The sequence below is a fragment of the Anoxybacillus sp. EFIL genome (assembly GCF_013096955.1).
GTDB lineage: Bacteria > Bacillota > Bacilli > Bacillales > Anoxybacillaceae > Anoxybacillus > Anoxybacillus ayderensis.
Genome location: NZ_SDLH01000001.1, coordinates 479,782 through 492,525, shown reverse-complemented (window position 1 = coordinate 492,525; position 12,744 = coordinate 479,782). Strand labels below are relative to the sequence as shown.

Annotated in this window: 13 protein-coding genes and 1 other annotated feature; of the genes, 10 read left to right on the top strand and 3 right to left on the bottom strand. The window is 43.3% G+C overall.

Going from position 1 to position 12,744, the window contains the following annotated elements:
* The first annotated feature begins 14 nt into the window (after nt 1–14).
* Nucleotides 15–194 carry a YjzC family protein gene (locus ES017_RS02535; protein ID WP_003395421.1) on the top strand — a complete coding sequence of 60 codons (180 nt, stop codon included), beginning with the start codon at nt 15–17 and terminating at the stop codon, nt 192–194.
* Nucleotides 195–279: 85 nt separating this feature from the next.
* Entirely contained in the window at nt 280–2,862 is a 2,583-nt protein-coding gene (clpB, locus tag ES017_RS02530) for an ATP-dependent chaperone ClpB (RefSeq protein ID WP_171334710.1), read from the top strand.
* 25 nt (nt 2,863–2,887) lie between these two features.
* On the opposite strand, the gene ES017_RS02525 is transcribed toward clpB, so the two are convergent.
* Nucleotides 2,888–3,067, bottom strand: coding sequence for a YjzD family protein (locus tag ES017_RS02525; RefSeq protein WP_042894246.1), 180 nt, complete (start codon nt 3,065–3,067; stop codon nt 2,888–2,890).
* Nucleotides 3,068–3,205: 138 nt separating this feature from the next.
* Here ES017_RS02525 and ES017_RS02520 point away from each other — a divergent pair, with 138 nt between their 5' ends.
* The 7 genes from ES017_RS02520 to ES017_RS02490 all read left to right on the top strand — a co-directional run bounded on the left by ES017_RS02520 (nt 3,206) and on the right by ES017_RS02490 (nt 9,139).
* Nucleotides 3,206–3,907, top strand: a complete 702-nt coding sequence (locus ES017_RS02520; protein WP_171334763.1) for an alpha/beta fold hydrolase — start codon at nt 3,206–3,208, stop codon at nt 3,905–3,907.
* Nucleotides 3,908–3,991: 84 nt separating this feature from the next.
* Entirely contained in the window at nt 3,992–4,951 is a 960-nt protein-coding gene (locus tag ES017_RS02515) for a BMP family ABC transporter substrate-binding protein (protein ID WP_021094752.1), read from the top strand.
* Nucleotides 4,952–5,058: 107 nt separating this feature from the next.
* A complete protein-coding gene (locus tag ES017_RS02510; protein ID WP_021094751.1) occupies nt 5,059–5,991 on the top strand; it encodes a beta-ketoacyl-ACP synthase III in 933 nt (310 codons plus the stop codon).
* Between the two features lie 33 nt (nt 5,992–6,024).
* The gene (gene fabF / locus ES017_RS02505) at nt 6,025–7,266 is read left to right on the top strand and encodes a beta-ketoacyl-ACP synthase II (RefSeq protein ID WP_171334709.1); all 1,242 of its coding nucleotides are present in this window, start codon (nt 6,025–6,027) and stop codon (nt 7,264–7,266) included.
* A gap of 71 nt (nt 7,267–7,337) precedes the next feature.
* Nucleotides 7,338–8,060: a DUF2268 domain-containing putative Zn-dependent protease gene (locus tag ES017_RS02500; protein WP_021094749.1), complete on the top strand. Its 723-nt coding sequence runs from the start codon at nt 7,338–7,340 to the stop codon at nt 8,058–8,060.
* 55 nt (nt 8,061–8,115) lie between these two features.
* Nucleotides 8,116–8,322 carry a YuzI family membrane protein gene (locus ES017_RS02495; protein WP_171334708.1) on the top strand — a complete coding sequence of 69 codons (207 nt, stop codon included), beginning with the start codon at nt 8,116–8,118 and terminating at the stop codon, nt 8,320–8,322.
* A gap of 76 nt (nt 8,323–8,398) precedes the next feature.
* Nucleotides 8,399–9,139, top strand: coding sequence for a YjbA family protein (locus ES017_RS02490; protein ID WP_042894250.1), 741 nt, complete (start codon nt 8,399–8,401; stop codon nt 9,137–9,139).
* 30 nt (nt 9,140–9,169) lie between these two features.
* Here the strand turns inward: ES017_RS02490 and trpS are convergent, their stop codons facing one another.
* Nucleotides 9,170–10,159, bottom strand: coding sequence for a tryptophan--tRNA ligase (gene trpS / locus ES017_RS02485; protein WP_171334707.1), 990 nt, complete (start codon nt 10,157–10,159; stop codon nt 9,170–9,172).
* A gap of 47 nt (nt 10,160–10,206) precedes the next feature.
* Nucleotides 10,207–10,434 (bottom strand) — a binding site (T-box leader).
* Nucleotides 10,435–10,469: 35 nt separating this feature from the next.
* Nucleotides 10,470–10,802, bottom strand: a complete 333-nt coding sequence (locus ES017_RS02480) for a DUF3899 domain-containing protein (RefSeq protein ID WP_216367384.1) — start codon at nt 10,800–10,802, stop codon at nt 10,470–10,472.
* Nucleotides 10,803–11,085: 283 nt separating this feature from the next.
* On the opposite strand from ES017_RS02480, the gene ES017_RS02475 reads away from it, so the two are divergent.
* On the top strand, nt 11,086–12,738 hold the full coding sequence (locus ES017_RS02475) for a peptide ABC transporter substrate-binding protein (RefSeq protein WP_021094744.1): 1,653 nt from the start codon (nt 11,086–11,088) through the stop codon (nt 12,736–12,738).
* Nucleotides 12,739–12,744 lie beyond the last annotated feature (6 nt).

Below are 12,744 nucleotides of genomic sequence, written 5' to 3'. Positions count from 1 at the left end.
GAGGAGGGATACGGATGGGACAAAGCCGACATTTTCGCCCCGGACAAAAAGCGCCAAACAACGGGATATATATTGAAATTGGCGAGACAGGCGACCAAGTGAAAAATCCGAAAAAATTAAAACTAAAAGCAGGTGACCGTTTCCCAGAAACGTCGAATCATAATCGTATATGGACGTACTTTCCAAAACCGTAAGCCATCCTTGCATAAGGGTGGCTTTCTCGTTATAATACGTAATAGATAAAGGTCAAAAAAAGTCAAAGTCAAAGGGGTGAGTGCGATGAATATGCAACAAATGACGGAAAAAGTGCAAGAGGCGTTCATGCGAGCGCAATCGTTGGCCATAGAGAAACAACATCAAGAAGTGGACGTTGAACACGTTTGTGTGGCGCTTCTCGAACAAGAAGATGGGCTTGCAAGGCGCATTTATGAAAAAATGTCTGTTTCCGTTTCAAGTTTGTTAGATGAGTGGAACAAACAACTCAACAAAAAACCGCAAGTCATTTCTAGTTCGGAGGCCGGAAAAATATATGTCACAAGCCGTTTGCAACAATGGGTTGTTCGGGCGGAACAAGAAGCGAAACAAATGAAAGATGAATATATATCCGTTGAGCACTTGTTGCTTGCGCTCGTTGACGACAAAGAAGCGAAACATATATTGTCACGCTATGGAATCGAGCGAGAAAAGCTATTGCAAACGATTATGGACATAAGGGGGAATCAACGCGTGGTTAGTCCAAATCCGGAAGCGACATATGAAGCATTGCAAAAATACGGTCGCGATTTAGTGGCGGAAGTGAAAGCAGGAAGAATTGATCCAGTCATCGGCCGCGATAGCGAAATTCGCCGCGTCATTCGCATTTTATCGCGCAAGACGAAAAACAATCCTGTTTTAATTGGAGAGCCGGGCGTTGGAAAAACGGCGATCGTTGAAGGGCTCGCCCAACGTATCGTGCGCAAAGACGTGCCAGAAGGGTTAAAAGATAAAACGATTTTTGCGCTAGATATGAGTGCGCTTATTGCAGGGGCAAAGTTTCGCGGAGAGTTTGAGGAACGGTTAAAAGCGGTATTAAATGAGGTAAAGAAAAGCGAAGGGCGCATCATTTTATTTATTGATGAACTGCATACGATCGTCGGTGCGGGACGGACGGATGGGGCGCTTGATGCAGGGAATATGTTAAAGCCGATGCTTGCGCGCGGAGAATTGCATTGCATCGGGGCAACGACGCTTGATGAATATCGACAATATATTGAAAAAGATCCTGCGCTCGAACGCCGTTTCCAACAAGTGCTCGTAGAAGAGCCGACGGTCGAAGATACGATTTCGATTTTGCGCGGCTTAAAAGAGCGATTCGAAATTCATCACGGCGTGAACATTCATGACGGTGCGCTCGTTGCGGCGGCGACGTTGTCCGATCGTTACATTTCTGATCGCTTTTTGCCTGATAAAGCGATTGACCTTGTTGATGAAGCGTGCGCGATGATTCGAACGGAAATCGATTCAATGCCGACAGAGTTAGATGAAGTGATGCGAAAAATGATGCAGCTTGAAATTGAAGAAGCGGCGTTGAAAAAAGAGCAAGATGAAGCGAGCAAACAGCGCTTGCAAGCGTTGTCGCAAGAGCTTGCGAATTTGCGCGAAAAAGCAAATGCGATGAAAGCGCAATGGGAAAAAGAAAAAGAAGCGATTCAACATGTGCGCGTGTTGCGTGAGCAGTTAGAAAAAGCGAAGCGCGAGTTAGAAGAAGCGGAAAACAATTACGATTTAAATAAAGCGGCAGAATTGCGCCACGGACGCATTCCGCAACTCGAAAAACAATTAAAACAGCTAGAAGAAACAGAAAAAGAGAGACGGTTGTTGCGCGAGGAAGTAACGGAGGAAGAAATCGCGACAATCGTGTCAAAATGGACGGGCATTTCGGTGACAAAACTTGTTGAAGGTGAACGCGAAAAGTTGTTGCGGTTAACCGACATTTTACATGAGCGCGTCATCGGGCAAGACGAGGCGGTACAATTCGTGAGCGATGCAGTGTTGCGCGCACGCGCAGGCATGAAAGATCCGAATCGTCCGATCGGTTCATTTCTTTTCCTCGGTCCGACAGGTGTCGGAAAAACAGAATTGGCGAAGGCGTTAGCGGAAGCGCTTTTCGATAGCGAAGAACAGATCATTCGCATCGATATGTCGGAATATATGGAGAAACACGCAGTTTCTCGTTTAATCGGGGCGCCTCCAGGATATGTTGGCTACGAAGAAGGTGGGCAGCTGACGGAAGCGGTGCGCAGAAAGCCATATGCGGTCATTTTGCTTGATGAAATCGAAAAAGCGCATCCGGAAGTGTTTAACATTTTACTACAAATGTTAGATGACGGTCGGATGACGGATTCGCAAGGAAGAACGGTCGATTTTAAAAATACGGTCGTCATTATGACGTCAAATATTGGATCGCATACGTTGTTAGAAGCGGTCGATGCGCACGGAGACATAAACGAAGAAGCACGTGAACAAGTGTTGAAACAATTGCGAGCGCATTTTAGACCAGAGTTTTTAAACCGAGTGGACGACATTGTACTATTTAAACCGTTAACCGCCCGCGAAGTGAAAAGTATTGTGGATAAGTTTATGAAACAATTAGAGGAGCGACTAGCAGAGCGCCATATGACGATTACGTTAACGGAAGAAGCGAAGACGTACATTGCGACACATGGATTTGACCATGTGTACGGCGCTCGTCCGCTCAAACGGTTTATTCAAAAACATATTGAAACGAAGCTTGCTCGTGAAATCATTGCCGGACGTATTGGAGAATACGACACCGTCACGATTGATATCGAAGGCGACGAATTCGTCGTAAAAAAAGGATAAACGGACGTATGCCGTTTATCCTTTTTTAATGATGCACAGGGTCGTTCGGAATGAGTTGTGCAATCAATAAAATGAGAACGGTTGCAACGACTGCCAACGTTGTACCTGTTTCGAAATGGTAAGCCGCGCCAATCATCGAGCTGACGACGTATGTCACCATGTTTACTAATAAAAACGTCCAGAAAAACGTCCAAAAAATACGCATGCCATTCCCTCCTTTACACTCTTTTTTATCTTAACATAAATGACGAATAGACGAAAATGAAAAATTGCAACGCCTAGTACACGCAAAAGAAAATCGCATACGATATATTGTACAATGATGTGCGTAAGGTGGACGATGATGACAGAGAAGCAACGATTTTTCCAATTTAGCGAGCAATGGTGTGCGATTCATGTTCCAGATCGGCCAAACGGATTTGGTTTACTTCTTTTAGGAGACGTCTCTCACTTCGTCGATGACAAAACGAGTTTATGGATGCAACATGTTGGGAAAAACAAGCTGTTAAACGATTTGTTACAACATGGCTATACGATTTTTTACTCGCATTTGTACGGGGCGAATTGGGGAAGTCAAAAAGCGGTCAAACTAGCGAAACAGCTCATTTATTATGTGCTGAAAACGGAAATTTTAAATGAGCGCATTTACGTGTTCGCAGAAGGAATGGGGGCGCTTGTCGCCTTGCAGTTGATGAACGATTTACGCGATCAAATACGGGCGGTTGCGCTATTAAATCCTTGTTTGCATTTACAGGCGCAACTCCAACATGAAAAAGAGCATAAATTTTTTTATAAGCGGATGTTACGTCAATTAAAGCAAGCGTACGGAACAACGGAAGAGGAATTGGATCTCCCTCCGCTTTCCGCACCGGTTGTGCCGATAAAAATTTGGCAAGTGTCAGGAGTGAATCCATATCCTCCAACGATTCATGCAAGAGCGTATGCGCAAGCGTTTGGCGTGCCTGTTTCATATCATTTGCCTGAAAAAACATATACGTTTGCGCAAGCCATTCATGCGTTTTATGAACAATATAGCGATGTATAGTCCCCATACCCATGGGGATTTTTTCTTTACCGATAGGAAAGGAAGCAAGTAAAATAAAAAATGAGACCGAAAAAGGAGTGTTGCATGTTGATGAGGCGATATACGTATTTTATTTTTGCACTACTTTTTATTTTATCTTCTTGCGCTCCTGCAAAATTATCATCGGGAAATGTACAAAAAGTTGGTTTGCTCGTTTCAGATACAATTGATGATCAAGTGTGGGGAACGAAAGGGTATAAAGGATTGCTTCGCATTCAAGCGAAATTTGATGCGGAAGTGTTTTATCGCGAAGGGGTAAACTCAAAAGCAGCGACGGCACAAGCGGTAAAACAATTTCACCAAAAAGGAGTCCATTTAATTTTTGGTCATGGAAGTGAGTATGGGGAGTATTTTGATGACATCGCAGATCAATATCCGAACATTCATTTTGTATTTTTTAACGGAGAAGCGAAAAAGAAAAATGTGACAAGTTTTAATTTCGCAGGGCATGCGATGGGCTTTTTTGGCGGCATGGTGGCGGGGCATATGACGAAAACGAACAAAATTGGCGTCATTGCCGCATTTGAATGGCAGCCGGAAGTGGACGGTTTTTTTGAAGGGGCTTTACATGAGAACGAAAATGCGAATGTCGACGTGGAATATGTACAACATTGGGACGACGTCGATACAGCCATAGCCATTGCCGAACGAATGATTGCTGAAGGGGTGGATGTCATATATCCAGCCGGCGATAAATTTAGTGTACCAGTGATTGAAAAAATGAAAGAACACGGTCTTTATGCGATTGGTTACGTAACGGATCAAGCAGATTTAGGAGAACGAACGGTGCTAACGAGCACCGTCCAACATGTCGATGCGCTATATGAACTTGTGGCGAAAAAGTTTATCGATGGAGAATTAACGTCTGGAACGACATATGTCGATTTTCAAGACGGCGTCGTCGAACTCGGCACGTTTAGCCCGCTTGTCGACAAACCGTTCCGACAAAAAATAAAAAAAGCGATTGAACGATATAAAGCAACAGGAAAATTGCCGAATGAGTAAATGAGGTGTCGAGTAAACGCCTCATTTTTTTATTGCATGAAACGAAAAAAGAAAGTAAAATTAGTACCAAGTAATAAAGTTTGATAATAAAAGGAGACGATATTTCCGTGAGTGCAGGAATTATTGGAATTGGACGATATGTGCCGGAACGTATTGTGACGAATAAAGAATTAGAACAACGAATGGATACGTCAGATGAATGGATTCGGACGCGCACAGGGATTGAAGAACGTCGTATTGCTTCAGACGATATAGATACGTCCGATATGGGTTATATCGCAGCGAAGCGCGCCCTTGATAATGCGGGCATTTCTCCTGAACAAATTGATCTCATTTTAGTAGCGACGGTGACGCCTGATCGCCCTTTTCCGTCCGTCGCATGTATGTTGCAAGAAAAGCTCGGGGCGGTGCATGCAGCGGCACTTGACGTAAGCGCGGCATGTGCAGGATTTATGTATGCGATGGTAACCGCGAAACAATTTATTGAAACAAATACGTACAAATACGTGCTTGTCGTTGGTGTAGAAAAGTTATCAAAAATCGTCGATTGGAGCGATCGAAATACAGCGGTGTTGTTTGGAGACGGCGCAGGAGCAGTTGTCATGGGGAAAGTTGCAGAAGGGCGCGGCATCGTATCGTTTGAACTTGGGGCAGACGGTACGGGGGGAAAATATTTATATCAAGACGACCATATTGTCATGAACGGACGGGAAGTGTTTAAGTTTGCGGTGCGCCAAATGGGCGAGTCATGCATTCGCGTATTAGAAAAAGCAGGATTGACGAAAGCGGACGTCGACTTTTTAATTCCGCATCAGGCGAACATTCGCATTATGGAGGCGGCGCGCGAACGGCTCGAACTGCCTGTTGAGCGCATGTCGATTACAGTGAATAAATACGGAAATACATCCGCTGCATCCATTCCGATTTCACTTGTAGAAGAAGTGGAAGCCGGACGCATTCAAGATGATGACCTTATCATTATGGTTGGCTTTGGCGGTGGATTAACGTGGGGCGCTATTGCATTGCGCTGGGGCAAATAACGATGGTATGATGAAACAAAGGAGTGATGAGTGGTGAACAAAAGACGAGTCGTCGTCACGGGATTAGGGGCTGTCACACCGGTAGGAAATGATGTTGAAACGACATGGAAAAACATCGTTGCTGGACAATCCGGCATCGGTCCGCTCACACGGTTAAACGCGGACGATTTTCCTGCGAAAGTGGCAGCGGAAGTGAAAGATTTTGATGTCGAACAATTTATCGATAAAAAAGAAGCGCGCAAAATGGACCGATTTACGCAATATGCGGTCGCTGCATCGATGATGGCAGTCAAAGATGCGAATTTACAAATTACAGAGGAAAACGCGCCGCGCATTGGCGTCTGGATCGGTTCAGGCATCGGCGGGATGGAAACGTACGAAGAACAGTTGAAGACGTTTTTAGAAAAAGGGTATCGTCGCGTCAGCCCGTTTTTTGTTCCGATGATGATTCCAGATATGGCGGCGGGTCAAGTGTCGATTATGCTTGGGGCAAAAGGAATCAACTCATGTACGGTTACCGCTTGTGCGACAGGAACGAACTCGATCGGTGATGCGTTTAAAGTCATTGAACGTGGCGATGCCGATGTGATGATTACAGGTGGAACAGAAGCGCCAATTACACATATGGCGTTTGCGGGATTTAGCGCAGCGAAAGCGCTCTCGTTTAACCCAGACCCAAAAACAGCGTGCCGTCCATTTGATCAACATCGCGACGGATTTATTATGGGCGAAGGGGCTGGCATTATTATTTTAGAAGAACTAGAACATGCGTTAAAACGCGGTGCCCGCATTTATGCGGAAATCGTTGGCTACGGTGCGACAGGCGATGCGTATCATATTACCGCTCCAGCGCCGGGTGGGGAAGGCGGCGTGCGTGCGATGCGTCAAGCGCTCTATGATGCGAATATGCAGCCAGAGGACATCGACTACATTAACGCGCACGGCACGAGCACAGAGTATAATGATAAATATGAAACGATGGCGATTAAAGAAGTATTTGGCGAGCACGCATACAAACTAGCCGTCAGCTCGACGAAATCGATGACGGGACATTTGCTTGGTGCAGCGGGTGCAATCGAAGCCATTTTCTCCGTTTTATCGATCCACGATGGCGTCATTCCGCCAACGATTAATTACGAAACACCAGACCCAGAATGCGACTTAGATTACGTGCCGAACGTGGCACGCAAACAAGACGTGCGTGCGGTATTAAGCAACTCGCTCGGCTTCGGTGGACATAATGCAACGATTATTTTCAAAAAATATGAAGGATGAGGTTCGCCTCATCCTTTTTCACATTTTCCTTTCGTTTATCGTACAATGCGATAACGAAAGGAGGGAATGTCATGGGAGTAATAAATACGAAACATTGGTTTGTGGACGATATGTGGCGAAAAAAAATAAAAGAAGATGTGCAACGTCATTTATTTGCGCACGGCATGGCGCGACATAACCAACATGATACGATGAAACAGCTCGCAGAAAAAAACGTATGGGCGTTTGTCGCAAAAAAGTTTACAGAACTCCAAAAAGAGTGGGATGGCCCAGACGTGCCTATATTTATTTTCCCTGCTGATGCTACGAACCGTTCGCTGCAACGTGAATTTGGTGGAAAATCAGGCGTCGCTTTTCGCGATCAACTATTTTTATTTTTGCTTCCTCACGTATCGAACGAACATATTTATGCCCTCCTCATTCACGAATATAACCACGTTTGTCGTTTGCATGCTGATCCGAAAGATGAGCGCGACTATACGCTTCTTGATCGCATCGTGATGGAAGGATTAGCAGAACATGCGGTGTACGAGCGGCTCGGAAGTGAATATGTCGCAACATGGACGACATATTATACAGAAGAACAACTAAAGCAATGGATGAAAAAATGGATAATCCCAAACCTCTCTACTCGACCAGACGATGCTCGTTATCGTTCGCTTTTGTACGGTTCTGCCTTTTATCCGCGCATGCTCGGCTATGCGGTCGGATATGCGGTTGTGAAGCAGGCGCTAGAAAAAAAGACGATGATAGAGCTACTTTCGATGAAAGCTGAAGAAATTTTTTTTACGTAACGCATCGTTTGCATGCTTGTTCATACATATAGTAGTGGACAAGGGGGACTGACGGATGCGTTTCTTTTTTTATTTGCTTGGGTTTGGGATGTCGGTCATTGGTGGGACGACGATGATTGCGTATTTAAACATTATGGCATCCCGTTCGGACTGGAAAGAATATTTGTTGTTTATTAGCACGAAAGTGGAATGCTACTTCTTGCCGATCGGGTTGTTCATTACGTGGTTAAGCATTTTTTTTCCTTCACATGATGATGGTTAAATTTAGGGTGAAATGGAATAAAATGAGCAACCTCTGACCATACTGTGAACAAATCGTTCGAAGTGAGGGGTTATGCATGTTATATCTTCACGATGTTTGGGTGAATTGGTTTGAAGGGGAAGAAAACGGATATAACGTTTGCCATTTTTACGAATGGAGAAAAGATGATGCGATTGAGTTGTTAGATCAAGTGCCGGTGTTAAAAGTGAGCACACAACTGTTTCACTACTTGGAAAATAGTTTGTCTGAAATTCCGAAGGCGCTGCTTGAAGATGTGCATCAAAAAGCGTACGTACGTAAAAATCATGAACGCATTCAGCTTGAATATTGTTTTATCGCTACAGATGGTTATGGAATTATTGCCATTGATACGATTGGCTATCATATTCCGATTCGCAAAAGCCGACTGATTCCGCGTCAAGAACAACTCGTGTACGACATGGTGAAAGAGCAAGATGTGCGCCTATATCTGTTTGAACAAAGTGAAAGAGAGTATCACATTTTATCGCCGCATCCGGCGCTTATGAGCGGATTGACGCGGAAAGAGCGGCAATTGAAGCAGCTGTTATTTATGGCGCTCGACCAGCTGTATGGAACGAAAAATGCGGCAGAAGTGCGCTATTGGTATACGGAATGGGCGCCAGAGAAGTATGCGTATATTCAGCAAATGTCATTTGAAGAAGCGTGGAATGGCTTGTATGAAGAAGCGAAATACGGTTGGTCCGAACGACACGCTCATTTATGCGAGCGGCTCGTAAAAGGGCAACCGTTTTTCGAAAAACTATGGGAAATGGAACAAGAACCGAAAGTCAATTAAAAAACTCAGCCCTACACGGAGCTGAGTTTTTTATTTTCTCTTTCTACCTAAGCCGATGGCGTTTTCCATTTTCTTTAACATTTTGCTTGCGACGCGATTTGCTTTTTCGGCACCTTCGTCTAAAATGTCGTCTAGTTCGGAGCTTTCCATGAGTTCGTAATATTTTTCTTGAATTGGCGTTAGGGCGTTAATAATCACTTCTGCGACATCTGCTTTAAACTCTCCATATCCTTTTCCAGCATAGCGCGCTTCTAGCTGTTCTATCGGTTCGTTCGCCAAAATGGAGTAAATCGTTAATAAGTTCGATACGCCCGGTTTATTTTCTTTATCGTAACGAATGACGCCTTCTGAATCGGTAACAGCACTTTTTACTTTTTTCTCGATCGTTTTCGCATCATCAAGCAGCGTAATGTACGATTTTTGGTTCGGATCGGATTTGCTCATTTTTTTCGTCGGATCGGTGAGCGACATAATGCGTGCCCCGATTTTCGGAATGCGCGCTTCTGGGATCGTGAAAATGTCGCCGTATCGTTTATTGAATCGCTCTGCTAAATCGCGTGTCAACTCAATATGTTGTTTTTGATCTTCGCCAACAGGAACGATGTCTGTCGAATAAAGTAAAATATCCGCTGCCATAAGTGGTGGGTATGTTAACAATCCGGCGCTGACCGCTTCTTTTCCTGCTGATTTATCTTTAAATTGCGTCATGCGCTCCAATTCGCCGATGTAGGCGATGCATTGTAAAATCCAGCCCGCTTGCGCATGCGCCGGTACTTCTGACTGGATAAATAACGTTGATTTGTTCGGATCAATGCCGACCGCTAAATAAAATGCAGCTAAACTGCGAATGTTTTTACGGAGCGCTAGCCGATCTTGCGGAACGGTAATCGCATGTTGATCGACGATGCAAAAGTAGCAGTTGTAGTCGTGTTGCAGTTCAACAAATTGTTTCATCGCCCCGATATAGTTCCCAAGCGTAATGACGCCGCTTGGTTGAATACCTGAAAAAATCGTCTTCATCGAATCACTCCTTTTCATTTTTTAACAATAAAAAAAGTCCTATCATCTTTAGGGACGATAGAACCGTGGTGCCACCCTAGTTATTGTCATTGCGACAATCACTTTGCCCATGCGGTATGCATGGCGCCTTTGTAACGTAAGGCAAACGTTCAAGCCTACTTTTTTTCAACTTGAATGCTCGAAAGCCCATTCCATACAACTAGCGGCTTGTTCGCACCGTCCACAAGCTCTCTGAACGCCTCGTTATATGTACTATTCTTTGTCATCGCATCGTTTTTTCTAGACATTTTATAATATTTGTTTTTTATTGTCAACGAACGTACGAAAAAATGAGCGTGAGCAATGTAATGATCAAACCAGCAAAGAAAAATGGTGCTCCCCACTGTTTTTTCTCTTCATCGTTTTCTTGCTCATTTTCATCATCAATTTCAACAGGGGGACGAAACAATCGTTTAAAACTAGAAATCGTCACATCAAAAAAACCTTTTTCATATATGAACCGAAATCCGCCAATAATAACAAGAGGTTGAGCGATATAAAAAGAAATATTAATAAATGTGAGCCACCAATTGCTTGAAAAAAGTGCAACCGTTAGCGCAATGAAAAATACGAGAAAGCTTGTCACGACTGCTTTTTTCACCATTCATCCACCTTTCGCGCTTAATCGCTGTGAAGTATTATACTAAAAAAAGTGTAAATTTTCTATTTACAAACGAATAAAAAACAAATAAAATAGTCATCAAGCTGATTTTATCACATATGTTAAAAAACCTTACACTTAGTTAAAATGTTAGAAAATTTAAAAAAAGTTTTTAAAAAATCTTTTCAAATATATTAATTCGTTATATAATGTCCTTGTGTTTCAAATCTTCTGATAAATCAGAAGATGGAAATAAATACAATAAACAGATGAGGGGGAAACTCGCATGAAGAAAAAGTTATCTATCTTTTTCGCTCTTCTTCTTGCTTTGTCCACGTTTTTAGCAGCGTGTGGCGGCAAAAAAGAAGAGGACAAGACTGCCAATGAAGGCGAAAAGCCAGCGCAAGAAGCGCCGGCAAAAGAGCAAGTATTAAACTTGCTTGAGAGCGCTGAAATTCCTTCATTAGACTCTACGTTAGCGACTGACAGCGTGTCATTCCGCGTCATGAACAACGTATTTGAAGGGTTATACCGTTTAGACCAAAACGACGAGCCTACGCCAGGAATGGCTGAAAGCTACGAAGTAAGCGAAGATGGAAAAGTGTACACATTCAAGCTTCGCGATGCAAAATGGTCAAACGGAGATCCTGTGACGGCAAACGATTTCGTATTTGCTTGGAGAAAAGCGCTTGATCCAAACACAGGTTCTGAGTATGCGTACATTATGTACGACATTAAAAACGCTGAAGAAGTAAACACAGGAAAAGTACCTGTTGACCAATTAGGTGTCAAAGCAATTGACGACAAAACGTTACAAGTTGAATTGAAAAACCCAATTCCATATTTCTTAAGCTTATTAGCGTTCCCAACATTCTATCCACAAAACGAAAAGTTTGTAAAAGAACAAGGGGACAAATACGGTCTTGAAGCAAACACAACAATTTACAATGGTCCGTTCGTATTAAGCGAGTGGAAACATGAACAAAGCTTCCAATTAAAGAAAAACGAACAATATTGGGATGCACAAACTGTAAAGCTTGAAACAATTAACTTCAACATCGTGAAAGACGTTGCGACAGCTGTAAACTTATATGAAACAAACAAAGCAGACCGCACAGGTTTAAGCGCTGAGTTTGTTGACAAATATAAAAGCGACAAAAACTTTAAAACAAAATCAGAGCCTGTAATGTTCTTCATTCGTATGAACCAAAAGAACGAAGTGTTGAAAAACGTAAACGCTCGTAAAGCGATTGCGATGGCGATCGACAAAGAAGCGATGGTTGCAACAATTTTAAATAACGGTTCAAAAGCAGCAAACTACTTCGTTCCAGAAGGATTTGTTAAAGGACCGAACGGAAAAGACTTCCGTGAAGAAAATGGCGACTTAGTCACATTTAACGCTGAAGAAGCGAAAAAATATTGGGAACAAGCGAAAAAAGAGCTTGGCAAAGACAAAGTAACGCTTGAGTTGTTAAATACAGATACTGAAGTAGCGAAGAAAATTAGTGAGTATGTGAAAGCGCAGTTAGAAACAAACTTACCAGGTTTAACAGTGAATATTAAACAACAACCATTTAAGCAAAAACTTGAACTTGAAAGCAAAATGCAATATGAGTTATCATTTGGTGGTTGGGGTCCAGACTATAAAGACGCAATGACATTCATCGACATGTTTGTCACAAACGGTGCTCACAACGAAACAGGTTGGTCAAATGTTGAGTACGACAAACTTGTACAAGATGCGAAAACAACGCTTCTTTCTGACTTACAAGCTCGTTGGGATGCGATGTTAAAAGCTGAGAAAATCTTGTTAGATGAGGCAGTTATCGCGCCAATGTACCAACGTGGTTCAGCGTACTTAGAGCGTGAATACGTAAAAGGCGTCGTTGATCATTCATTCGGTGCAGACAACAGCTACAAGTGGGCTTATATCGAGTAATCGAAA

Coding starts and splice junctions, on each gene's coding strand:
- ES017_RS02535 (WP_003395421.1), top strand. CDS start 15: ATGGGACAAAGCCGACATTTTCGCCCCGGACAAAAAGCGCCAAACAAC.
- clpB (WP_171334710.1), top strand. CDS start 280: ATGAATATGCAACAAATGACGGAAAAAGTGCAAGAGGCGTTCATGCGA.
- ES017_RS02525 (WP_042894246.1), bottom strand. CDS start 3,067: ATGCGTATTTTTTGGACGTTTTTCTGGACGTTTTTATTAGTAAACATG.
- ES017_RS02520 (WP_171334763.1), top strand. CDS start 3,206: ATGACAGAGAAGCAACGATTTTTCCAATTTAGCGAGCAATGGTGTGCG.
- ES017_RS02515 (WP_021094752.1), top strand. CDS start 3,992: ATGTTGATGAGGCGATATACGTATTTTATTTTTGCACTACTTTTTATT.
- ES017_RS02500 (WP_021094749.1), top strand. CDS start 7,338: ATGGGAGTAATAAATACGAAACATTGGTTTGTGGACGATATGTGGCGA.
- ES017_RS02495 (WP_171334708.1), top strand. CDS start 8,116: ATGCGTTTCTTTTTTTATTTGCTTGGGTTTGGGATGTCGGTCATTGGT.
- ES017_RS02490 (WP_042894250.1), top strand. CDS start 8,399: ATGTTATATCTTCACGATGTTTGGGTGAATTGGTTTGAAGGGGAAGAA.
- trpS (WP_171334707.1), bottom strand. CDS start 10,159: ATGAAGACGATTTTTTCAGGTATTCAACCAAGCGGCGTCATTACGCTT.
- ES017_RS02480 (WP_216367384.1), bottom strand. CDS start 10,802: ATGGTGAAAAAAGCAGTCGTGACAAGCTTTCTCGTATTTTTCATTGCG.
- ES017_RS02475 (WP_021094744.1), top strand. CDS start 11,086: ATGAAGAAAAAGTTATCTATCTTTTTCGCTCTTCTTCTTGCTTTGTCC.